The 23,811-nt window shown below is 46.3% G+C and carries 11 protein-coding genes; all 11 read left to right on the top strand.

Going from position 1 to position 23,811, the window contains the following annotated elements:
- The first annotated feature begins 28 nt into the window (after window positions 1-28).
- Window positions 29-766, top strand: a complete 738-nt coding sequence (locus T456_RS0114395) for a YebC/PmpR family DNA-binding transcriptional regulator (RefSeq protein ID WP_024866719.1) — start codon at window positions 29-31, stop codon at window positions 764-766.
- Between the two features lie 43 nt (window positions 767-809).
- Window positions 810-2,627 carry a hypothetical protein gene (locus T456_RS21565; protein WP_024866718.1) on the top strand — a complete coding sequence of 606 codons (1,818 nt, stop codon included), beginning with the start codon at window positions 810-812 and terminating at the stop codon, window positions 2,625-2,627.
- A gap of 346 nt (window positions 2,628-2,973) precedes the next feature.
- Entirely contained in the window at window positions 2,974-5,904 is a 2,931-nt protein-coding gene (locus T456_RS0114385; protein ID WP_024866717.1) for an insulinase family protein, read from the top strand.
- Window positions 5,905-5,921: 17 nt separating this feature from the next.
- Window positions 5,922-7,034 (top strand): DUF4349 domain-containing protein, encoded by a 1,113-nt coding sequence (locus tag T456_RS0114380; RefSeq protein ID WP_024866716.1) that lies wholly within the window; start codon window positions 5,922-5,924, stop codon window positions 7,032-7,034.
- Window positions 7,021-8,085, top strand: a complete 1,065-nt coding sequence (era, locus tag T456_RS23265; RefSeq protein ID WP_024866715.1) for a GTPase Era — start codon at window positions 7,021-7,023, stop codon at window positions 8,083-8,085. The genes T456_RS0114380 and era overlap by 14 nt, the downstream gene beginning before the upstream one ends.
- 8 nt (window positions 8,086-8,093) lie before the next feature.
- Window positions 8,094-8,753, top strand: a complete 660-nt coding sequence (gene recO / locus T456_RS0114370; RefSeq protein WP_024866714.1) for a DNA repair protein RecO — start codon at window positions 8,094-8,096, stop codon at window positions 8,751-8,753.
- A 36-nt stretch (window positions 8,754-8,789) separates the two neighbouring features.
- Window positions 8,790-9,398 (top strand): hypothetical protein, encoded by a 609-nt coding sequence (locus T456_RS0114365; protein WP_024866713.1) that lies wholly within the window; start codon window positions 8,790-8,792, stop codon window positions 9,396-9,398.
- 29 nt (window positions 9,399-9,427) lie between these two features.
- Complete coding sequence (locus T456_RS0114360) at window positions 9,428-10,837, top strand: glycine--tRNA ligase (protein ID WP_024866712.1); 1,410 nt, start codon at window positions 9,428-9,430, stop codon at window positions 10,835-10,837.
- Between the two features lie 25 nt (window positions 10,838-10,862).
- Window positions 10,863-13,511: an alanine--tRNA ligase gene (alaS, locus tag T456_RS0114355; protein ID WP_024866711.1), complete on the top strand. Its 2,649-nt coding sequence runs from the start codon at window positions 10,863-10,865 to the stop codon at window positions 13,509-13,511.
- 172 nt (window positions 13,512-13,683) lie between these two features.
- Complete coding sequence (locus T456_RS0114350) at window positions 13,684-14,556, top strand: N-acetyltransferase (protein WP_024866710.1); 873 nt, start codon at window positions 13,684-13,686, stop codon at window positions 14,554-14,556.
- Window positions 14,557-14,560: 4 nt separating this feature from the next.
- Window positions 14,561-23,794 carry a hypothetical protein gene (locus T456_RS0114345; RefSeq protein ID WP_024866709.1) on the top strand — a complete coding sequence of 3,078 codons (9,234 nt, stop codon included), beginning with the start codon at window positions 14,561-14,563 and terminating at the stop codon, window positions 23,792-23,794.
- Window positions 23,795-23,811: the final 17 nt, after the last annotated feature.

Below are 23,811 nucleotides of genomic sequence, written 5' to 3'. Positions count from 1 at the left end.
ATTTAAGTGATACGAAAGGAAGTTTTTTATGTCAGGACATTCAAAGTTCGCAAACATCAAACACAAGAAAGAGAAGAATGATGCAGCTAAGGGCAAGATCTTTACCATCATCGGAAGAGAGATTGCGGTTGCTGTTAAGGAGGGTGGTCCCGATCCCAACAACAACTTCAAGCTTGCAACAGTAATTGCCAAAGCTAAAGCCAACAATATGCCTAACGACACTATTGAGCGTGGTATCAAGAAGGCTTCCGGCGCAGAAGGCAACGTTGATTATAAGAGCATTACATACGAAGGATACGGCCCCGGAGGAACAGCCATCATCGTTGAGGCACTTACAGATAACCAGAACAGAACAGCCTCCAATGTTAAGGCAGCATTCTCAAAGGGTAACGGAAACGTTGGTACTCCCGGCTGCGTATCATACATGTTCGACAACAAGGGACAGATCATCATCGACAAGGAAGAGTGCAGTATGTCTTCAGACGATCTTATGATGCTGGTTCTTGATGCCGGTGCAGATGATTTCAATGAGGAAGAGGACAGCTATGAGATCCTCACAACTCCCGATAATTTCCAGGCTGTAGTTGAGGCTCTTGGCAAGGAGAACATCGCAACAGTTCAGGCTGAGGTTACAATGATCCCTCAGAACTACGTTGCTGTAACAGATCCCGAGAACGTTAAGTATCTCCAGAGAATCCTGGATCTTCTTGACGAGGATGACGATGTACAGAACGTATATCACAACTGGGACGAGCCTGAAGAATAATCTTTCTTCAAAAAATAAAAATCATTATAATGGGGGTTCTGAAATGAAACTTAGGCGCAGTGTACCTGCAATAGGCATCTGGGTATTATTCTTGATATTTGAAATCGGTATGGTGGCAAGCGTGAGTTTCTTTTCAGGACTCTTTCCATATGAGAACAAGCTTGTTTATTCACTTGTCTTTACAGGCATAAGTATACTGATCATGTCGCTTGTTACCTTTCTTCTGGGCAAGCTTTGCGACAGGATAGATACGGCTTCCCTCAAGGACAGCGTATGGATACATGTAGTCTATGCGCTTTTGGCGGGAGTCATCATTATAGGCAGTATCGTATACAGAGAGTTTCTTTTCGAGCATTACTCCGGCGGTATCACAGGCAAGGTGAGCCTTTATGAGAACGCCATGATAAGCGGAGACAAATTCACTCCCGAGTACGATCTGTTATCAAATGTTTATTCTTTTATTTTGAGACTTGTCCTGTTCTTTACGGGAAACCTTCTTCCTGTGGTTTTCTATTTCCAGATGGCCTGCTTTGCGATATTCATGATCTGTGCATTTTTCACGGTAAAGATGCTGCTTGGATGGGCTGCATCCATTGTATTCACCGCTTATGTAGCATTTGTGCCGATTTTTACCGTCCTTTTTACCGGAGCGGAGATCAGCACCGATTATCTGTTTATGGCCATGTTCGGAATTGAACTTTTATTTGTGGCTCTTTTCCTGAAGAAGGCTTACAGAGGGGGCTACAAATCCTATGGCTGGATCATCTGGTTCCTGTTTGTGGGCATAATCGTTGGATTTATGGCCTATGTGGATGCCGGAACCATCATCATGATACTTCCCTTTATCATTGCCACCTTCTTTATTTACGGAAGGACCTTTGGACAGAGCATCCTCTCAGTACTGATGCTCCTTGTAGGCGCAGGACTTACCTTTGCGGGAATGCTGGTCCAGGAGAGAGGCTTCATGATGGCCGATGTTTCCTTCAAGGATTGGGCAGCCTATTACTTCCACAACCTTAACACCTTCAGCATGTTCTGGACTTATACAGATCACAAGATACTTTATCTTGTAACTGTTGTTGCCATGGCCGGCATTATCTTCGGATTCTGGCGCAACAGAAACTTTGAACGCATTTCCCCGTGGCTTTTATCTTTGATCTTCATTTTTGCCACGGTTCCTTTCATGGGTGCCACCCGCATGAATACTCAGGCTTTTGTTACCGTGTATTATGCCTTTATTCTTGGCTGTGTTGCCTCGCTGATAGCAACACCTTCCTACGAAGAGGCCGAGTACGTTGAGCCTGACATCTTCCGGGAGATCACAGAGCCCCTGGAGACTGATTACGAAGAGGTAAAAGAGCAGGAGACACCCGAAGCAGAGGACGAAGAGCCCAGGGTTATCCACCCCGAAAAGCCCTCACAGTATGAGTTTGAGGACGAGCCCGACGAGCCTGTTGAGCCTGCTAAGGCTGACGAACCGGAGCCGGAAGAGCCCGCGCAGCCTGAAGAAGAGGAAGAACCTGATGAGCCCGAGAAGACCATAGAACCCGCGGCTTCCGAAGAAGAACCCGCGGCTCCTGCAAAAGAGGCATATGCTGAGCCTGCCCCGGAAAAAGAGGCAGCACCTGAGCCCCGCTTCGTTCCTGAGGGAATGGTACTTCCCACAGACGATGACGATGAGACGCCCCGCATGAACATGGAAAGGCCCAAGACATTTACAGGCTTTGGAGCCGATGGACGTAAGCTCCACATCAACCGTCCCGGGGATGCAAAGCCTGATTCAGGCAAGGCATCTGCACCGGCGGCACCTAAGGATGATTTTGACATTGCCTTCACAGAAGGTGATGATTTCGATATATGAACTACCATCACCGATGTTATCGGAAATGGTTTCTACAATACCTTACGGTATAGTAAGGCACATTCACGGTGCCGCTACTCCGTCGGGAAATCCCTTCGGCATACTTTAAGTGTTATATATGCGCTTGTGGCGCTTGGGAACTAAACACCTTGTATATTTTACGCACCACAGGTTCTTGGTTTATTAGATTCGTGGTGCAACCTCATATATACAGTTTTCAAGGTTCCGATATGTTTATTCTATCACGAACAAAGGTTCGAGTAAAGCGATTCATCCCATAACCGAACTCTTCGGAAGGGGTTTTCTCGCGCGTTATTTATAAATTTACAGTAAAGGAAAACAATACATGAGAATAGAAGATTTAGAAGCTTATGAGATCGTAGAGAAGAGGAGGATAGAGGACCTTAATTCCGAGAGCTATATTATTCGCCACAAAAAGACCGGTGCCAGGATAGCTCTTTTGTCCAATGACGATGAGAACAAGGTATTCTCCATCGGCTTCAGGACTCCGCCCAAGGACTCCACAGGTGTTGCACATATCATCGAGCACACAGTTCTGTGCGGATCCAGGGAGTTCCCTGTAAAGGACCCCTTTGTTGAGCTGGTAAAGGGTTCCCTTAATACCTTCCTCAATGCCATGACCTATCCCGACAAGACAGTTTACCCCATTGCCAGCTGCAATGATGCGGACTTCCAGAACCTTATGCACGTGTATCTGGATGCGGTATTCTATCCCAATATTTACAAGACCGACAAGATCTTCCGTCAGGAAGGCTGGCACTATGAGATGGAGGATGAGAACTCCGATCTTACCATCAACGGTGTTGTTTACAACGAGATGAAGGGAGCTTTTTCCTCAGCGGATGACATGCTCAGCAGGGAGATTCAGAATTCTCTTTTCCCTGATACTACCTATGGAATCGAGTCAGGCGGAGACCCCGATGTGATCCCTGAGCTGACCTATGAGGACTACCTTGATTTCCACAGGAAATACTATCATCCGTCAAACAGCTATATCTATCTCTACGGAGATATGGATATGGCCGAGAAGCTTGATTACATTGATAAAGCGTACCTTTCAAACTTTGACCGTCTTGAGGTGGATTCCGAGATTACTTCTCAGAAGGCATTTGAGGCGCCAAGAGAGGTGGTTAAGCCTTATCCCATCCTTGAGGATGATCCGATTTCTCAGAATACCTACCTGTCCTACAACTGCACAGCAGGTACAACCCTGGACAGAAAGCTCTATATAGCCTTTGATATTCTGGATTATGCCCTGTGTTCAGCGCCCGGCGCCCCTATCAAGAAGGTCCTTGTTGAAAAAGGCATCGGCCAGGATGTTTACAGTGAATACGACAACGGCATCAAGCAGCCTATTTTTTCCATAATTGCCAAGAATGCGGATGTATCCCAGAAGGATGAGTTCGTTGAGACCATAAGACAGGTCCTTACAGAGCAGGTGGAGAAGGGCATCGACAAGAAGGCTCTTATGGCCGGGCTTACTCTTGATGAGTTCAAATACAGAGAGGCCGACTTTGGCAGATATCCCAAGGGACTTCTCTACGGCCTGCAGGTTATGGACAGCTGGCTCTATGATGACAACATGCCCTGGATAAATGTGGAGGCCAATGATACCTTCGCACAGCTCAAGAAGGAGGCCGAGGGCCACTATTTTGAGGATCTTGTTCAGAAGTACCTTCTGGACAATCCCCACAGAACCGTGGTTGTACTGGAACCGGAGCAGGGCCTTACCGAGAAGAAGGACGCTGCCCTTAAGGAGAAGCTTGAGAAGTATAAGAACTCTTTATCCCCCGAGGAGATAAAGACCATCGTTAAAGAGACCAAAGAGCTCAAGGAATATCAGGATACTCCCGATGACCCCGAGGCTTTAAAGTGCATTCCCCTTCTTACTCTTGCCGACATGAAGAAGGAGTCGGAGAAGTTCATCTATGAACTCAGAGAAGCGGATGGTGTGAAGATTCTTTTCCATGATATCTTCACCAGCGGCATTGCATATATAACCTTCCTGTTTGACATGAAGGATGTGGATGCAGAGCTTCTTCCCTATGCGGCATCCTTAAAGAAAGTCCTTGGAATGCTGAACACCGAGCACTATGCCTACGGCGACCTCTACAACGAGATCAACATAAGGACCGGCGGAATCAGCGGTTCCATCAGCACTTACACTGATTCTAACGATGTATCGAAGTTTGAGACCAGATTCGAGATAAGCGTCAAGGTTCTCCATGAGAATCTGCACTACGCCTTCGACCTGGTAAAAGAGATTATAAAGACAACCAAATTTGACGATCCCAAGAGACTTAAGGAGATCTTCAGCGAGCAGTACGCAAGACGCCAGTCCGACCTTGCTGCCGCAGGACATCAGACTGCAACACTTCGCGCCATGAGCTATGTTTCACCTGCAGCTATGGTTTCAGACAGTGTCAGCGGAATTGCCAATTTCAGACATCTTGAGGTGCTGAATAAGCAGCTGGAGACAGAAGACGGGGCAAAAGACCTGGTGGAGAAGCTCACCTATCTTTGCAAGCTGATCTTCAGACCTGAGAATCTTCTTATCGATATCACGGGAACCGACAAGGAATATCAGGGATTTGAGGAAGAGGCCAAAGCCTTCAGAGACATCCTTTATACAGATGAGGTTAAGAAGGGACGTCTTGAGCTTACCCCCGCTAAACGCAACGAGGCCTTCAAGACCGCCGGACAGGTGCAGTATGTATGCCGCGCCGGCAACTTCGCCTCCAAGGGATTTAAGTATAACGGAGCACTCAGAGTTCTCAAGGTTATGATGGCCTATGACTACCTCTGGAAGAACATCAGGGTTCTGGGCGGAGCCTACGGCTGTATGAGCAGCTTTGCCAAGAACGGTGATGCGGCCTTTGTGACCTACAGAGACCCCAACCTCAAGAACAGTATTGACGTATTTGAGAAGGCTTCCGAATACCTCAGGAACTTTGAGGCCGATGACAGGACCATTCTTCAGTACATCATCGGAGCCATTTCGGATCTTGATACACCCAAGCCTCCGTCAGCCAAGGGCTCCTACGGACTTACTGCATTCCTTTGCAATGCAAAGATGGAGAACATCCAGAAGAACAGGGATGAGCTTCTTGCGACAGACAACGAGGCCATCAGAAAACTGGCTGAATATGTGGATGCATTTATGTCCGATGAGTGTATTTGTGTCATCGGTTCTGCTGAGAAGATAGATGAGAGCAGCGACATTTTCGACAATGTGGAACAGCTGGTCAACAGATGATTTTCAGGAGGGATATTATGAAAAAGAGATTCGGAAAAACCACGGTAATTGCAGCAATCTGCACAGCTATGGTCCTTGCGGCAGGGTGCGGTTCTTCAGCAAATACAACAGCTCCCGAGGCAGCCTACGAAAGCGCAGCAGGTTACATGGACAATGCAAAGGTTGCTCTCTATGAAGAAGCAGCCATGGAGGATGCGGCTTACAGCCAGGAGGGCCAAAGTGCTTCCGCAGGTACCGTTGCTGATACCTCAAGAAAGCTCATCACCACCATGAACATCAGTGCCGAGACCGATGATCTTCCCGCCGTTATTTCTTCCGTGGAAGCCAAGGTCAAGGAACTTGGCGGCTACGTTGAATCCAGCAACATCAACAACAATTCAGGCTACTCTTCAAGGATTTCCAGAAGCGCCAGCTTAACTGCAAGGATCCCCAAGGACAAGCTTGACTTATTTGTGGGACTTATCGAGGGAAGCACCAACATCACCAACAAGAGCGTGGAAGTAGAGGATGTGACCCTTAGCTACGTTGACATTGAGAGCCGCAAGAGCGCCCTCAAGACCGAGGAAAAGAGACTTCTGCAGATCCTGGAAAGCGCCGAGACCGTAGAGGATCTTATTACCGTTGAGGACAAGCTTGCAGACGTAAGATATGAGCTTGAGAGTATCGAATCCCAGCTTAGAAGCTACGACAACAGGATAGACTACAGCACCGTTTATCTCTACATCGATGAGGTTGTTACATTCACTCCGGTTGAGAAGGAGAGTGCTGCTACCAGAATGGGCAAGGGCTTCATGCAGAGCGTAGAGGAAGTAAAAGAGGGTCTTGTTGACTTCGCCGTTTGGTTTGTAAGCCACATTCCTCAGATTCTGCTGCTTCTTCTTGTGGCCCTGATCATCATTTTGATCATCAAACTCATTGACTCTGCAAACAGGAAAAGACGCATCAAAAAGATGCAGAAGATGGGCGCCCAGGGGGCACCTGCAGGAATGAGCCCCGCAGCTTTCGCCCAGCAGGCTAATCCGCAGGCTCAGGGTATGCAGCCCGTAAACCGGCAGCCCGCAAACCCTCAGACACCGAATTCACCCGCGCCCGCTTCAGCACAGGAAGAGAATAAGGATGGAGATAAGTAATTTCAGAACAGGTTTTATAACACTAATAGGAAGGCCCAATGTAGGTAAGTCCACTCTGATGAATCATCTCATCGGACAGAAGGTGGCCATCACCTCCAATAAGCCTCAGACCACAAGAAACAGGATCATGACGGTATATACCGACGAGAAGTGCCAGATGATCTTTCTTGATACCCCCGGTCTTCACGATACTAAGAACAAACTGGGAGAGTACATGACCAAAGTGGCAAGGAGCACCATCGATGAGGTGGATGTTGTGATGTGGCTTGTGGAGCCCAGCACCTACATCGGAGAGATGGAAAAATCCATCATTGAGACCTTAAAGAGCTGCAAAAAGCCTGTGATCCTTGTGATAAACAAGATAGACACCGTATCTTCAGAGGACCTTTATAAATTCGAGGCTGCCTACCGGAAGGAAATGGACTTCGACAAGGTAGTGAAGGTTGCCGCCCTCAAGGGCACCAACATAGATGAGTGCAGGAATGCCATCATGCAGATGCTTCCCTTCGGACCTCCCTACTATGACGAGGATACCCTTACGGATCAGCCCGAGAGACAGATCGTTGCCGAGATAATCAGGGAGAAGGCACTGCGTCTTTTGCAGGATGAGGTTCCCCACGGCATCGCGGTTACCGTAGAGACCATGAGGATGAGAGAAAAGGCTCCCAAGAAAAAGAGACATCAGCATCCGCCCAAAAAGAGCGCACTGGAAAAACAGATGCAGATGCAGGACAGCGACGATTTTGACGGCCCTGTAGTATTTGGCATGGAGGACCTTGAGGCACAGCAGGAGCAGGCGGCCTATGACCCGAACGGCATCATGGATATTGAGGCCACCGTTATATGCGAGAGAGATTCCCACAAGGGTATCGTCATCGGAAAGGGCGGATCAATGCTTGGGAAGATTGGATCTGCAGCCAGGAAGGATATAGAGGAACTTGTCGGATGCCAGGTCAATCTTCAGCTCTTTGTAAAGGTCAGAAGAGACTGGCGTGATGACAAGCAGCAGCTAAAGAACTTTGGTTATTCAGAAAGAAAGAACAGGGATTAACATATTTCATGGAAGACATTATTACCGTGAGGGGAATTGTCCTAAAACACAGCCCCAGCAGTGATTATGACTGGGTTGCCACTATTTTCACGGCCCAGAGGGGTAAGATAACGGCATTTGCCAGAAGCGCAAGAAAGCCGGGAAACAGGCTCTCGGGAACCGTGGAGCCTTTCTGCTTCGGAACATTCAAGCTCTTCGCAGGCAAAAATTCCTACAATATAGTTGAGGCTGATATTGAGAATTACTTTGAGGGCTTCAGGACGGATCTTGAAGGTGCCTGCTACGGCACCTTTTTCCTTGAACTGATTTCCTATTATACAAGGGAGAACGTTGAGGACGTGGAGCTTTTAAATCTGTTGTACCTGTCTTTGAAGGCTCTTTTGAAGGAATCTATTCCAAACAAGCTGGTTCGGTGCATCTTTGAGCTGAGGGCACTTCAGGCAGAGGGAGAGTACCCCGGCATCCCTGCAGATGTTAAGCTTCTTGATGCCACCGTATATGCCCTGAATTTTATCTCCGAAACACCTCTGGAGAAGCTGTATACCTTCTCCGTGAGCGGGGAGGTTCTGGATGAAATATGCAGGATCACAAGAGATTACCGCAAAAGATTCATCGACAGACCACTTAAAAGTGCAGAGATGCTCTCTGCCTTTGACAATGCCTTGTAAATGTGGATATAATGTTGTAGTTTGTGAGGTGATAGTGTGGGAAAATCTATAACAAATAAAACACCGGCGAAGGCTCTGGCCATGGTGATGGCTCTTTTGACCCTGACAGGGTGCGGAAGTGGCAGCATGGAAGTCAGCTCTGTGACCATAGATAAGGAAGGCCACATCAGCAATGTTATATATGAGGCTTTTGATAAGGAGTACTACTCTCTGGAAGAACTCAGCGATATGGCTTCCAAGGAGGTTTCGGAATACAACTCCGAGTACATCTCGCCTAAGATTGCGCTGGACAAAGTTGAGACGGTTGAAGACGGCTCTTTTGCCAGGGTCAGCATGAACTATGACAGTGCATCGGATTTCAGCAACTTTAACGACGAGAGCCTGTTCTACGGAACTATTGAGGAGGCGGAGAGCGCAGGATTTACGGTATCTGCCGAGCTTATAGACAATGACGGGGTTAAGATCGACGGCTCTTTTGCAAAGGACCACCCCGACAGGCATATCATCATCACCACAGACAAGTCAAACATCATAGCCCCTTTCAATATTGAATATATGAGCAAGGGTGTATCACTTTCGGGAAAAAAGGAAGCGGTGCTTTCGGACGCAACTGCGGACAGCATTCAGCTGCTTCTTTCAAAATAAAAGATAATAAGATTTAGAGAGGATTTATTATGGACAAATCAGCTAAGACAATGGACAAGATTGTAGCTCTGGCAAAGGCGAGGGGATTCGTTTATCCCGGTTCCGAGATTTACGGCGGCCTGGCCAATACCTGGGATTACGGAAACCTGGGCGTTGAGTTCAAGAATAACGTTAAGAAAGCATGGTGGCAGAAGTTCGTGCAGGAGTGCCCCTACAACGTAGGCGTTGACTGTGCGATCCTCATGAACCCTCAGACATGGGTTGCATCAGGACATCTTGGCGGATTCTCCGATCCTCTTATGGATTGTAAGGAGTGCCACGAGAGATTCCGTGCAGACAAGATCATTGAGGATTTTGCTGCTGAGAACAATATCACTCTTGAGACTTCCGTAGACGGATGGTCCCACGAGGAGATGGAGAAGTTCATTAACGAGCACAACGTTCCCTGCCCTTCCTGCGGCAAGCACAACTTCACAGGAATCAGAGAGTTCAACCTTATGTTCAAGACCTTCCAGGGCGTTACCGAGGATGCAAAGGACACTGTATATCTTCGTCCCGAGACAGCTCAGGGTATTTTCGTAAACTTCAAGAATGTACAGCGTACATCCAGAAAGAAAGTGCCTTTCGGAATCTGCCAGATCGGTAAGAGCTTCCGTAACGAGATCACTCCCGGTAACTTCACTTTCAGAACAAGAGAGTTCGAGCAGATGGAGCTTGAGTTTTTCTGCAAGCCCGGAACACAGACAGAGTGGTTCGAGTACTGGAGAAAATTCTGTTACGAGTGGCTTCTTAAGCTCGGCATCAAGGAGGAGAACCTTCGTCTTCGTGACCACGATCCCGAGGAGCTTTCCTTCTACAGCGATCACACAACCGATATCGAGTACGCCTTCCCCTTCACAGACTGGGGAGAGCTGTGGGGTATCGCATCAAGAACAGATTACGACCTTACACGTCATCAGGAGACTTCAAGCCAGCCTATGGATTACTTCGATGATGAGACCAATGAGAAGTACATCCCTTACGTTGTTGAGCCTTCACTTGGCGCAGACCGTGTAACTCTTGCATTCCTTTGCGAGGCTTATGACGAGGAGAACCTTGGCACAGAGGAGAAGCCCGATATGAGAACAGTGCTTCGTTTCCATCCCGCCATTGCTCCCGTTAAGATCGGTATCCTTCCTCTTTCCAAGAAGCTCAGCGAAGGCGCAGAGAAGATCTATGCCCAGCTTTCAAAGAAGTACAACTGCGAGTTTGATGACAGAGGAAACATCGGTAAGAGATATCGTCGTCAGGATGAGATCGGAACACCTTTCTGCGTAACCTACGACTTTGATTCCGAGACAGACGGCAAGGTTACCGTAAGATTCAGAGACAGTATGGAGCAGGAGCGTGTAGCCATCGATGAGCTTGATAAGTTCTTTGAGGGAAGATTCGACTTCTAATGATTTTTAAGTTTGGAGGATTAACATGAAACAATTTACAGCTGATGAGCTGCGTAAAGCCTGGAAGCAGTTCTATATCGACAGAGGACATGTGGACTGCGGCGCCGTATCCCTTGTATCAGACGGATCCACAGGCGTTATGTTCAATGTTGCAGGTATGCAGCCGCTTATGCCGTATCTTCTTGGCAAGAAGCATCCCATGGGAACAAGACTTTGCAATGTTCAGGGATGTGTTCGTACCAATGATATTGATTCCGTAGGTGATAAGAGCCACGGAACCTTCTTTGAGATGATGGGAAGCTGGTCCCTTGGAGATTACTTCAAGAAGGAGCGCTGCCAGTGGAGTTTTGAGCTTCTGACACAGCTCTTTGGATTTGATGCGGATCACCTTGCAGCTACTGTTTTTGCAGGAGACGAGAATGCACCCAGAGATGAAGAGGGTGCCAAGTACCGTATCGAGTCAGGATTCAAGCCTGAGAACATTTTCTATCTTCCCGCTGAGGACAACTGGTGGGGACTTGAATACGGACCCTGCGGACCCGACAGTGAGATGTTCTACGTGAAGGACGTTCCGGATTGCGGTCCCAATTGCGGACCCGGATGCCACTGCGGCAAGTACACAGAGATCGGTAACGATGTATTCATGCAGTATGAGAAGCATCACGACGGATCACTTACTCCTCTTTCCCAGAAGAACGTTGATACAGGATGGGGACTGGAGAGAATCCTTGCTTTCCTTAACGGTGTTGACGATGTTTACAAGATCGATCTTCACGCACCTGTTATCGCATATATAGAAAAAGAGAGCGGCATCAAGTATGAAGCTGACGAGAAGACAACAAGGTCCATGAGAATTCTTGCAGACCACTCACGTACGGCTGTAATGCTTATCGGAGATGAGGCTAAGCTTCTTCCTTCCAACACAGGTGCCGGCTATATCCTCAGAAGACTTATCAGAAGAGCTGTAAGACACGCAAGGGCTCTTGGACTTAACAAGGCGCAGATCCTTGGTGTTGCTACCATCTACCTTGATGAGTACTCAGAGAGCTATGCTAACCTTGTTAAGAACCGCGAGTTCGTTCTTACCGAGCTTGGCAGAGAGATCGACCGCTTCGAGTCAACTCTTGAGAACGGCATGAAGGAATTCAAGAAGATCCTTGAGAAGACTTCAGGCACAGGAAGCAAGCAGATTGACGGAAGAGATGCATTCTTCCTTTATGATACCTTCGGATTCCCTGTAGAGCTTACACTTGAGCTTGCAGAGGAAGAGGGCTATACCGTTGATGAGAAGGGCTTTGCCGATGCTATGGAAGAGCAGAAGCAGAAGGCAAGAGAGAACCAGAACTTCTCAGCAAACCTTACAACAGGCGCAGGTGTTTTTGATTCCCTTGAGGAATCAGTTCAGAGCGAGTTTGTCGGATATACAATGACCCAGTGCGATGGCGAAATTGTTGCAATGGCTGATGAGTCAGCCCTTGTAACAGAGCTTCCTGCCGGCACAAAGGGAACAATCATTACAGACAAGACTCCTTTCTATGGCACAATGGGAGGCCAGGTTGGAGATATCGGTGTTATTGAGTGCGCATGCGGCGCCAGGTTTGAAGTCCTTGAGACTATTCATGTTGCAGGAAGAACTGCTCATGTAGGTCAGGTTAAAGAGGGAACCTTCAAGGTTGGCAGCAAGGTTAAGCTCACTGTAGATGCTGAGAACAGAGCAAAGACCTGCCGTAACCACTCCGCAACTCACCTTCTTCAGAAGGCACTTCGTGAGGTACTTGGTGATCATGTTGAGCAGGCCGGTTCCTATCAGGATCCCGACAAGACCAGATTCGACTTCTCACATCATCAGGCTATGACCAAAGAGGAACTTCAGAAGGTTGAAGATCTTGTAAATGAGAAGATTGCTGAGGCACTTCCTGTAGTTACAGAAGAAATGACAATGGAAGAAGCCAAGAAGACAGGCGCTATGGCACTGTTTGGCGAGAAGTACGGAGATGTGGTTCGCGTAGTCAAGATGGGTGATTTCTCCATCGAGCTTTGCGGCGGTACTCATGTTTCCAACACAAGCCACGTAGGTATCTTCAAGATCGTATCAGAGAGCGGTGTCGCTGCAGGTGTTCGTCGTATCGAAGCCCTTACCGGCAGCAATGCAAGAAATTATTACAAGAATGTAGAGACCAGACTTGAAGATGCAGCAAAGGCCCTTAAGACCAATCCTGCAGATGTGACCACTCAGATCAAAAAGCTCCAGGAAGAGCTCAAGGCTCTTAAGAGTGAGAACGAGTCCTTAAAGAGCAAAGAGGCTAAGGCAGCTCTAGGTGATGTTACAGACCAGGTAGAGGAAGTAAAGGGCGTTAAGCTTCTTGCAGTATCCATGAAGGGCGTAGATATGAACGGTCTTCGTGACCTTGGTGATCAGATGAAGGCCAAGATCGGAGAGGGCGTAGTAGTTCTTATTTCCGAGGCTGACGGCAAGGTTAACCTTGTCACCATGGCAACCGATGAGGCAATGGCAAAGGGCGCTCACGCGGGCAACCTTGTAAAGGCCATCGCACCCAAGGTCGGCGGTGGCGGCGGCGGACGTCCCAACATGGCTCAGGCCGGCGGCAAGAACCCTGCAGGTATCGCAGATGCCCTTGCAGAGGCTAAGAAGGTTCTTTCTGAGCAGCTTTGATCCGGAACCTGTAAACAAAGTATAAAATATATAAAAAAACGATAAAAAATGTTTGATAGCAGAGAAAATCTTAGAGTTTTCTCTGCTATTTTTTTTATCAAATCGTATAATTATTATGTATGTAAACATCGATATTTACGGGCAAACAGACTATTTACAAGGAGGAAGAGACGTGGAACTTAGGGAAATAACCATGTATGAAGCCAGGATGAATGACCTGCCGGCTACCGAACCCGGTGACGGACAGATAAGTATCTGGTATGCACTTGAAGATGAGGGCTCCTATAAAGGTTTTATGGAGATAATACAGGAAGGTGAGCTGAGCGAAATATCTTTCTTTATGATTCCGGATATATATCAGGGTAACGGCTACGGCAGGATCATGCTGAAGCTGTTCCTGGATGAATATATCCCACAGTCAAAACCGGAATCCATGCTCACGACCCTTTTTGAATACAGCGGAGAATATGGTGATGCTTTCACGGATCTTTTCTCGGACTATGGATTTAATATAGGCCTTCGTTCCTTCAGAGAGTGCATGCTTCCTTTTGAGATGGTCTATAAAAGGCTTGCCTCCAGGAAGGCCTCCAATTATAACGGCAGTATGATGAACCTTTCCGAATGCATCAATGAAGTGCTGGATGGAGTCAGAGCTTCCGAAGATGACTCAGTTACCATCAGGGATGTGAGAAATGCCGATCTTGAGCTTAGTGTGGCTGCTCTTGATTCTGAGGGCAAGCTTGAGGCTCTGCTTCTGGCATCTGAGGGTATTGACAGAAAAGAAATTGAGGTTTCAAATCTCTATACCGCTACAGACGATCCCTCAATCATCAGAAGGTTTTTGGCCTTTGCGGTGGAGAATGCCGGAAGAAGCAGTGAACCTCCGCAGTATATATCTTTTGTGGCTGCCAATGAGAAGCTTGAAAGGGTCATGGATACCTTTTTTGACAATCCGAAGACTTCAAAGCTTGTATTGGCCGAAGCGGAATTTGATCTGGGAAAATACATAGAACAGCTTAAGCTTTTGGATTCGCTCAGGAGGTAACGGGATGTCACTTGATAAAAAAGTATTCAATAAAAATCTGAATCAGAAAAAGAAGAAAACCGAAAATATACTTAATCAGGGCCAGCAGCATGTCAACGTTATCTCCAACGATATCATTGATCAAGGCAAGGTCCTTAAAAAGGATGAACTTCTTAATAAGCAGGATGTATCAATCGGACTTAAACCGGAAGAGATTGAGTATTTCAAGGATGCTCTGGATATGGATACCTACAAGGAGGGTATCATAACCTTTGAAAATCTTCCTGCCGTCAGACTTATAGTAGAAAATAATATCATGAAAAAGGGGCCAAGCGGCTTAAACGGATGTAAGAATGCCTGGGCAAGAGCAAAATGGAAAAAGAGACAGCAGGGCAGGATAGATGCTGCAAAGAAGCTCGCCAAGGAGCATGACGAGCGCCTTAAGAAATTCATGGAATACCAGACCACGCAGGAAGGTGATATCAGCAAAGCTTCCATGACTCTTGCAGGCCTTTATCACAAGGAAGAAAAAAGAAAGCAAAAGTTAAATGGAAAAGTTGATGAGGGTGAACTTTCAGAGAACAAGCCGGCTGTAGAAACAGTAAGTGTTGATAGTCTGCTTAGAAGCCTTAATTCAAATACCGCAAATGAAGCCCTTGAGAGCATCAATAACAGACTGGCCAATAATGTTTTTGGAAACCTTGAAACGAAGATTGAAGATACCATTAAGCAGGTTGACACAATCCTTACGAACTATGAGCTGGAAAACCAGGGGAATAACATAGACGGTGAGCCGCGTCAGCTTCAGACCAAGGTGAAGGATCTGTCCGGAGGACATACAACTGAACTTGGCGACATGGCTGATCTTTTCAAGACCGTACTGTTAAATTCTGAAAATCCATATAACAAGGATGATGATCCAAATGCCAATCAGGAGGCTTTGAACCAGTTAAGATATGCGGAGATCAGCAGAAATGCAAAGGAAGTGGAAAAATACGCACTGGACCTTGGTATAGCTGTTCCTGAGGAGCTCTCTTATATTATCCAGACCGACAATAATGTTTTGCTGAAAGGTAACATTGATAAGTTTAATCCCAAGTCAAATGTGAGAGAGGCTTATGTGCTTTTGCTGTCTGCAGCTTCAAAAGTATATTATGAGGCTCTTAACAGATTTGCCGGCTACAATGTTCACGACGGCATGGTTAAACTGCATTACTACGATGATCCTGAAAGAACCGCGAAGAATTTTGACATCCTCAACATGAAAATGATGTCTCAGATAAGAAATATCAGAGACATGAGTTCAGCCTATGCCAACGAAATCCGTAAAAACAGGCTTGCCATCAATGAGAACACAATTTCAGCCAAGGATATTCAGGACAGAATACTGAAAGATAATGTTGAGATCCTTCAGGGATTACAGCCCACCGGCCTTGAGCAGGAGAAGAAGGAAGACAAGAAGGAAGAGGAAAAGAAGGAAGGAGAAAAGAAAGAAGAAAAGAAGGATGTAATTCCCGAGAGGACGCAGGAGGACTATTACAGAGAGTGGGAAGAGGTCATTACCAAAGATATCAGAGGAAGCGTTGAGGTTGAGGAAAAAGACACCCAGAAGGCTCCCTGGATAATAGGCCAAAAGGAATATGCCGGCAGGGTCATTGAGATCATGAAGGCAGATCCCGGCTGCCAGAAGCTTACCGGAGACAAACTGAAGAGATATCTGATATCACTGAATGATAACCTGAATCACAATCTTAAGCAGCTGACGGATGAGCTGCCTAAGACCAGTGTTGGTGCAAAATTCTGCTATCTTCCCAAGATGCGGGATGAATTCATAGAGAAGATGAAGAATGAGAAGTTTGCAGTGCTTCTTGGTGAAAGCTTCTTCTTCAGAGATCTGGTTCGCAAGAACTCAATCGTTGATGATCTTTTTGACAAGCCCAAGTACAAGGCCGTAAAGAACAGACAGCGTGAGATCATGAAGGCCATTAACGCTGAACTTAAGATTGAATTCTACACCAGCGCTATGCATCTGTCCTCCCTTTGGGCAAATGAGACCATGCAGGCACTTCTTCTTGGCGAGCCTGCAGACAAGGAAGAACATATAAAGCTTGCCGAGGAGCAGATACTTAATCAGAAAGAGGATAAGGACAAGAAGGAAAGCAAGGCAGGAGGCATCCTTGCCTATACTGTCAGCAGGCTTCTTGGAAAGTCCGATAATTATGGTGTGACAGACCAGGCCTTTAAGGACGCTCTTGAAAAGATCAAGGCAACCGTTCATGACAACATTGTTGTCATTGACAGAAAAATAAGCCTTATGGGTGTCTGTGACAGTGCAAAGGAAGAACTTAAGTGCAACATCATAAAGAGGCTCGGCGGTGAGTATCTTCTCGGATACAACTCCATATCCCAGGATATCGTGGAATACACCGTTGACAACATGATGGTCTTTGATGGAAATGCTGCGTCAATGCAGAAGACCTGGGAGAGAAAGTTTGCCCGTACAGGTCTTCCAAAGAGGCTTTCAAATCAGATTGAGCGCCTTGTGGCCAAAGAGGTAAACAAAGACGGAAAAAGAAATCTGTATTACTTAAGACCAAAGGGATATAAGGTAAGCAAAAAGCAGAAGGATAAATGGGAAGAAACCAATAATCAGACCAACAAGATCATCAGCAGCTTAAAGGACCTTTACAGTAAGCATATTAAGGACTTCCTTAAGGCCTATGTGAAATCAGAGGAGCTTCGCGGCAGTGTAAGTAATCATCGCACCCAGTATGTGGATGACAAGCTCAAACTTACCAAGAAGCAGTGGGATGAGGTTGAGAGTAAATTTGAAGAGCTGTGGTTTGAGAAGTTTAAGGACTCTTGCATAAATGGCGAGTATTCTTCAAAAGATGCTGCTACAAAGCTGAATGAGCTTAAGCCCGCTATCGTAAGAGAGATAGACAAGCACCTTACAAGCAACTTCAACATGCGTGAGAAGCTTGGTAAGGAAAAAGATAAGACGGCTCTCAGGGAGTTTCAGGATACCCTCATGGAACGTGATGAGTTTGTTGAGGGGCTTAAGAATAATGCCGTTGTTGAACAGCCGACTCTTGTGGTTAATGATGATATTGTAAAGCACATCTTTGAGGATCCGACTCTTAAGAACATCCTCAAAAATGAGGACGACAGAAAGATCTTCAACGAAGCACTCAATGAAGAACTTATTAATGAGAACAGTGGGCTTCACAAGAATCATTCATATCTTGATAATGTAAGAAGTATTGAACAGCTGGGAAATCTGAGCCTTATCGATTACACTCAGTTCTTCACGGACTTAAAAGCACTTCTTACGGTTATAAGCGACCCTTCAAAGGTTGTAAGAGACGAGTCAAAGCCTCAGAAGAGTGATTCAAAGACACCAAAGCTCCTGCTTGAAGACTGGAGACTCAGCGGACGTGCCGGGGATGATTCCCTTAATGTTAAAAAGAAACTTCTTAAGGATTTCCTTGCAGGCGGTATCAACGATCAGATATTTGAGGACAACCGCACCAAATACGAGAAAGAGAGCGCGAAGGCTACAGAGACCGACAAGCTGCACTTTGATGCAATTCTCGCCACGGAGACAATCGAAGAAGATACCAACGTTAAGTTCAACTACCTCAATATTGTGGGAAAGACTGTTAAACAGACCACCAGAATGAGGAAGGTAAGCTATGCTCAAAAGCTTTGGCAGAGACTGAAAAAGGGCGATGAACAGCAGAAGTATGATACCGGGGAGAAGATGGACAGGGTGAGACTATTCTCTGAGTTCATCAATATGTTCACTATAAGGCTCCTGGATGGCAAGAGCCCTAAGGAAGTTAAGAGCAATATAGATAAACTTGGCAAGGTGTTTGAAAAGCTTAAGATAGACGAGGTTAAGATACCGGGCGAACAGACCAAGTGGGCTATTTCCGAAGCGACAAAGAAGGCTTTTATCGATCTTAAGTATGTTGATACGAAGAATTTCCTGACCAACAGAGAATGCGGAATGCTTAAGGCTGTAAAAGAGATCTTCGATGAAATTGCAAAGGAAGATCCTTCTACCGAGAAAATTAGTATTAAGGATTGTATCGCTGAAATGTTTTTGTTTGGCTACGGCAAAGAGTATTTTAATGCTGGCGGAGCCGGAGAGAAGGTGTTCCTTAATTCCGATGACAATCAGTACTATGCTGATATTGCCAAAAAGAGTAAGCAGTTTTTCAACAGCAAAAATAATATTGAACAGGCCCTTAAGATCTATAAGGTGGATGAGGCTGAAAAAGATAAGATAATGGAAAAGCTTAAGCCTATTATCGCCAGCATTGACGACTCCCTTGATCCCCAGAGCATGGCTGATAATATGCGCAGATTCGGAGTTACGAACTGCAATGGAATTCTGCTGCGGCTTACAGACCTGTATAGCCCGTTAGAGAAAAATGCCGAGAAAAACCTTGAAGAGAGCAAAAAACAGGGCGAGCTCTATAGGGCCAGAAGAGATTATATCGACAGTTACGGATCCGAGAAGCTAAAAGGAAAATTCAGGATAGTAAGAGAATTTATGTTCAAAGATCCTGAGACCTGGAGAAAGATCATGACCTACTCCGACAGCGATTTTATTGACTTTGTGGAAGAGCAGAATCGCATTTTCGGAAAAGGACTTGATGTTTTCATGAGTGATGATTACAGAGGTTCAGGTCCTATCAATGAGCAGTATATCATGTCCAAATGGGCAGACTTTAAGAATCGTGGCAGCTGGACCGAGGAGCAGTGGAGAAAAGATATCTCCACCTATCACGATGCCTTCATGAATGCCAAGATCCAGAAAAAGAGCATTAAGGATATACTTACTTCAGTACAGAAGAAGATGGTTTCGGAGGGTATAGATCCCAATGAGTCACAGGGCACCATCCTTATGAAGCTGTCCTTCATTCTCTCTGCTGACCCCTGCAATTTTGCACTTTTGTATGACGAGAATGCAATGTTTGATGCCGTCAAGAGAGTGGATGGTCAGTACAGGAAGAACATGGTGGACTTCGACGAAGCCATGATGAGAATTCATGTCGATAGTGCGGCGGGCAAGACCGTATCCGATGATCCGGAACTTGATAAGCTGCTTAAAGAGGCTGCCGCTGTCTACAATAATGGAGTTGTTATCGAAGAAAAGAAGAGAGTGATGGGTTCTGCCGCTATTCTGCGTAAAATGGACCAGGATTCCAAGCAGGGCAAGACGATAACTCAGGATGATCTTGATTATGCTGATTTCAGCCTTCTTATGCAGATAGTAAAGCCCAGCGCCTTTTCTTCTACCTCCGATAAGTTTATGGATACCCTCGGGGAAAAGATCAAGTACTACAGGGAAGCCAAGGGTCTTGAGAGAAATAAGAATATTTATTCCGACAGAAATGTCCTTGAAACCAAGGACATGGTAAGGCTGGAGATTGACGTTAAGAAGAACGAAGGCAAGATGCTGGAGAAGGAGTTCGACGAAGCCCTTTCCGACTACAGGGAAAAGAGAGCTGCTCTGGGATCCATAGGTCTTGTTGCCTATAGTGCCAATCCCAAGTTTGGCTCCAAGGAAATCTCCAAGGCAAAAGCCTTTGTGGATAAAGAACTGGGAGATGACTACGGACAGGCAGATGAAGATTTCATCAAGGGGCTTCTTGTGGAAAGAGCCATTGCCTTCGGAAAGCCCGAGGCAGATAAATTAAAACCTGTTCTTGTGGCAGAAAAACAAAAACTTCTTTCTCTTGATGCAGCTTTGAGAAAAGACGAAGCCTTTGCTGACGAGGACCTGCTCAAAAAGGCAATTGTATTCGCATTTGCTCAGAATGCCAGCAGAATGCTGCTGTCTCTTGACGGAACCCATGAGGGGGATATCGAGGAGATCAAGGAGGAACTCAGGACAAGAGCGGAGAATATCGATATTCCAAGGCCCAAGTCAGAGATTGCCCGCAGGGATTATGACGAGTTCATGGAGGAGATGGACATTGCCCGCTTCACCATGACCAAGAGAAGGTTCAAGGATATCTGTGACCGTAAGAGAAAGTATTTTGAGCTGGTGGATGCCTGCGTTGAGAAGATAAATGAATCCACTAAGGAACTCAAGGTTCAGGTTGGACTCTTTGAATACTTCAAGAAGGATATCTATGAAGCTATTAAAGGTGAGACCGGCAAGGATGAGCTTATAAAGAGCATCACCAATCAGATGGACAAGCTCATAGGCAAGGAAGTCCAGGCCAAAAACAATCTTTCGGCTGATGATATCAGAAAGATTGCACTTGATTACCTTCCCGACTCCGCAAAGCTCATGCAGCAGGTTTCAAATGAGTCGATTACTGCCGAGGAGAAGATCTATTCATCTACTCAGTTTACAAGGGCTGATATTGAAAAAGAGATTGCGAATTCCGGAAGAAAGGATCTCATACAGCTTTACAACAGTATGACTGTTGAAGAACAGAAGGTATTCGCAATTGCCCTCACATTCCCGGATATCGGACTTACGGAGAATGAACAGCTCTCTTCAAACGTTGCCCTTAAAGACAGCAAGAAAGAGTATGAAAAGGAAATAGAGCTTCAGGAGCAGCTGGCGACCTATATCTACAGTCAGGAGTTTGCACCTAAGATCGATTACAATGTTGTCATGAGAAGACTCATGAAGACTGACAGAAAGACAGGCTTCAGAAGAGTCTCAAAGACAATGTTCGAAAAGGCCTATACCTACACCAAGTTCTGTACCATGAAAAAGAATGAGATGAGGGATAAGGACTTTAAGAAGCTGTCTGACGGAGTGCTTACGGGAGAACTGGGAAGATCTTACTCCGGCATGACTGCTGAGAATACAGCCGTAGAAACTGCACTGAACAGCAAGAAGTATTATGGCCCCAATAACTTTAAAGACTTCTTCATGAAGTTCTCGGATGATGATGTCAAGCAGGATAAAAAGGTTGCCGATATTGCGGCCAGGTTCAAGAAGTACAACAGCGTACAGATGAACATGCTTTTCCATGTTCTTCAGGACAGAACAGCAGTTGACTACACCACCGCAGCCGGTAAGAAGGATTCGTTCCTGCTTAAGGGAGTCAGCTTCGTAAACGGAGAAAGACGTCAGAGCATAAAGGATTCCTTCCTTCAGCCTGACGGTATGGATAAGACTTTCATCGCATCTCTTAACAGGTCCGTAAACGGCGGAAACAACGCCCTTATGGATAGAGCCGCAGAGACCTTGTTCAGTTATCAGTTAAGGGATGACGTGGATCTTACAAATAAGGCCATCGATGCAAAGGATTTTGCTGACGGAGCGTTAAAGCGTAAGACCAAGGTTGACTGGAAACTCCTTGAGAGAGCCATGGATCTGGTTGAGGAGATAGAGAAGGAAAATCTTCGTATCCAGCTGTGCAGACAGACTGTTGAGCATACAATGGATGATGATGCACCCAACAAGCAGGCTGCCGCTCTGTATCAGGAGATGGATGAGACCTTCCGTGAATGGAACGAAAATAATAAGGATGAAAATGCGCCGAAGCTGGATATGGGCAATTACATGGATTACTTCCATGATATCCTTTGCAGAGAAGCCAAGAAGAATCCTGAGCTTGCAATGCCTTTGGTATCTGCCTATGCCGGTCTTTCCGACAATGAGAGAATGCTCCTTATACATGCCCTTAAACACAGGGATATACTGGATATCTCCACCGACAACAGATTCACTACCGCCATCGGCATGAACGAGAACAAGTATGTGAATGAGGTTGGAAGAGACCAGCTGGCTGATTACTATATAGAGCATCTTTCAGTTCCGGGAGCCAAGAATATTCTGGCTACAACTCAGTATGATCTTCGAGATGCCATGAAGAGTCTTGTCTCCACGCAGATTTCTGATGCCACCAATGTGAAGGGCAAGAAGGACTATGTAAGCCTTATGATAGGCCAGAAGGTTCTCAACTGGTTCTATATAGGTGCAGACAGAAGTACCGGAATTGACTGGAAACTCTTTGCCAATGCCCTTAAGTTCGTTAAGAGAACAGAGGGCGAGAGAAAGCTTCTTGTAGGTAACGCAGAGGCTTATCGTTCAGCTGGAGATATCGACAAGTACGGAAGGTTCCGCTACAACTATCAGTACATGAGAAAGAACCTGTACCGCTCAGGCTACAGACTTACCAGATTCATCGGAAGAAGGATAAGAGCTGAGGTTGAGGGCGCTATCCCCGGATACGGCTTTGGCCAGAGGATCATGATGATGTGCCTGAGTCCTCAGATGAAGAACAAGATGCTTAAGAGCGGCGTGGTTAAGCCCGGCGTAAGCAAGAACATGACTACGGATATCCTCGGATATGCGGGACTTGGCGGAGTCGGAGTTTCAGCAACATCGGCAGTCCTTGCCTTTGTAAGTACGGCGGCCCAGACCGGAACAGCTGTTGCCGGAGAAGGCATACAACAGGTATCTTCAGCTCTCTCAGGCCTGTACAATATTAAGCATAATGTTACCAATATACTTAGTGTTGACAAACCTGTGGAAAATGAAGCGCAGCTTAAGGAAGAGGGCGAAAAGAAACGTGCTAAAGCTTCAAAACTGCAGACCAAGGAACAGCAGCTGGTTACCAATGACAACAAGCTCAATACCGAATGGATCCTCAATGAGGTTGCAGGGGCAGCAGCCAAGAGTGCAAACCTCCAGGATATCATGGAAACAGCCACTGCCTGCGTCAATGTGCTTTCGGGAAGCAGCTTCGGAATCCAGGCAGTCACAAACTACTTCGTGGGCGGCATAAGAGCAGCCATCTCGGAGACCCTGCACACAGCACGTTTCATTATGAGTGTATGCTCAGATAAGGTACTTATGGACAAGTACTTTGCCGATGAGGGACCTCTTGGACAGGAGATCAAGAATCTTAAGGAAGGCAACATCCAGAAGATCATCGACGATCAGGCATTCAGAGATGAAAGCGGCTCAAGAGAGATCATGAAGTCTGCCGAGATCAGAAAGTCTCACGCAGAGTTCATGGGCAAGATGAGCAATGCCGAACTCTTCAGGAAAGCTTACGGCTTCAAGGACTTCTCGGAGCAGGCTTCGTATGTTGGCTGGAATATTGTTCAGACTCTGCTTATGAGTGCAAGCCCTTATGCTACAGATCCCGCTCAGTTTATGAGAGCATCACTTCTTCTTGCAGCGATTGGATGTAAGGACGTCATCGGCAAACAGGACAATGACAGCGCCCAGAAGGTTTATAACAAGCTTATGGGACAGGATATAAGATAACTTCAAATTCCTGCATA

Source organism: Butyrivibrio sp. FCS014 (assembly GCF_000526935.1).
Taxonomy (GTDB): Bacteria; Bacillota; Clostridia; order Lachnospirales; family Lachnospiraceae; genus Butyrivibrio.
The sequence above is the reverse complement of the archived record's forward strand: the minus strand, read 5'-3'. Positions and strand labels throughout refer to the sequence as shown.

What these genes read in the sequence shown, in the direction of transcription:
- alaS (WP_024866711.1), top strand. Translation starts at nt 10,863, where the DNA reads ATGAAACAATTTACAGCTGATGAGCTGCGTAAAGCCTGGAAGCAGTTC.
- T456_RS0114360 (WP_024866712.1), top strand. Translation starts at nt 9,428, where the DNA reads ATGGACAAATCAGCTAAGACAATGGACAAGATTGTAGCTCTGGCAAAG.
- T456_RS0114380 (WP_024866716.1), top strand. Translation starts at nt 5,922, where the DNA reads ATGAAAAAGAGATTCGGAAAAACCACGGTAATTGCAGCAATCTGCACA.
- T456_RS0114345 (WP_024866709.1), top strand. Translation starts at nt 14,561, where the DNA reads ATGTCACTTGATAAAAAAGTATTCAATAAAAATCTGAATCAGAAAAAG.
- T456_RS21565 (WP_024866718.1), top strand. Translation starts at nt 810, where the DNA reads ATGAAACTTAGGCGCAGTGTACCTGCAATAGGCATCTGGGTATTATTC.
- recO (WP_024866714.1), top strand. Translation starts at nt 8,094, where the DNA reads ATGGAAGACATTATTACCGTGAGGGGAATTGTCCTAAAACACAGCCCC.
- era (WP_024866715.1), top strand. Translation starts at nt 7,021, where the DNA reads ATGGAGATAAGTAATTTCAGAACAGGTTTTATAACACTAATAGGAAGG.
- T456_RS0114385 (WP_024866717.1), top strand. Translation starts at nt 2,974, where the DNA reads ATGAGAATAGAAGATTTAGAAGCTTATGAGATCGTAGAGAAGAGGAGG.
- T456_RS0114395 (WP_024866719.1), top strand. Translation starts at nt 29, where the DNA reads ATGTCAGGACATTCAAAGTTCGCAAACATCAAACACAAGAAAGAGAAG.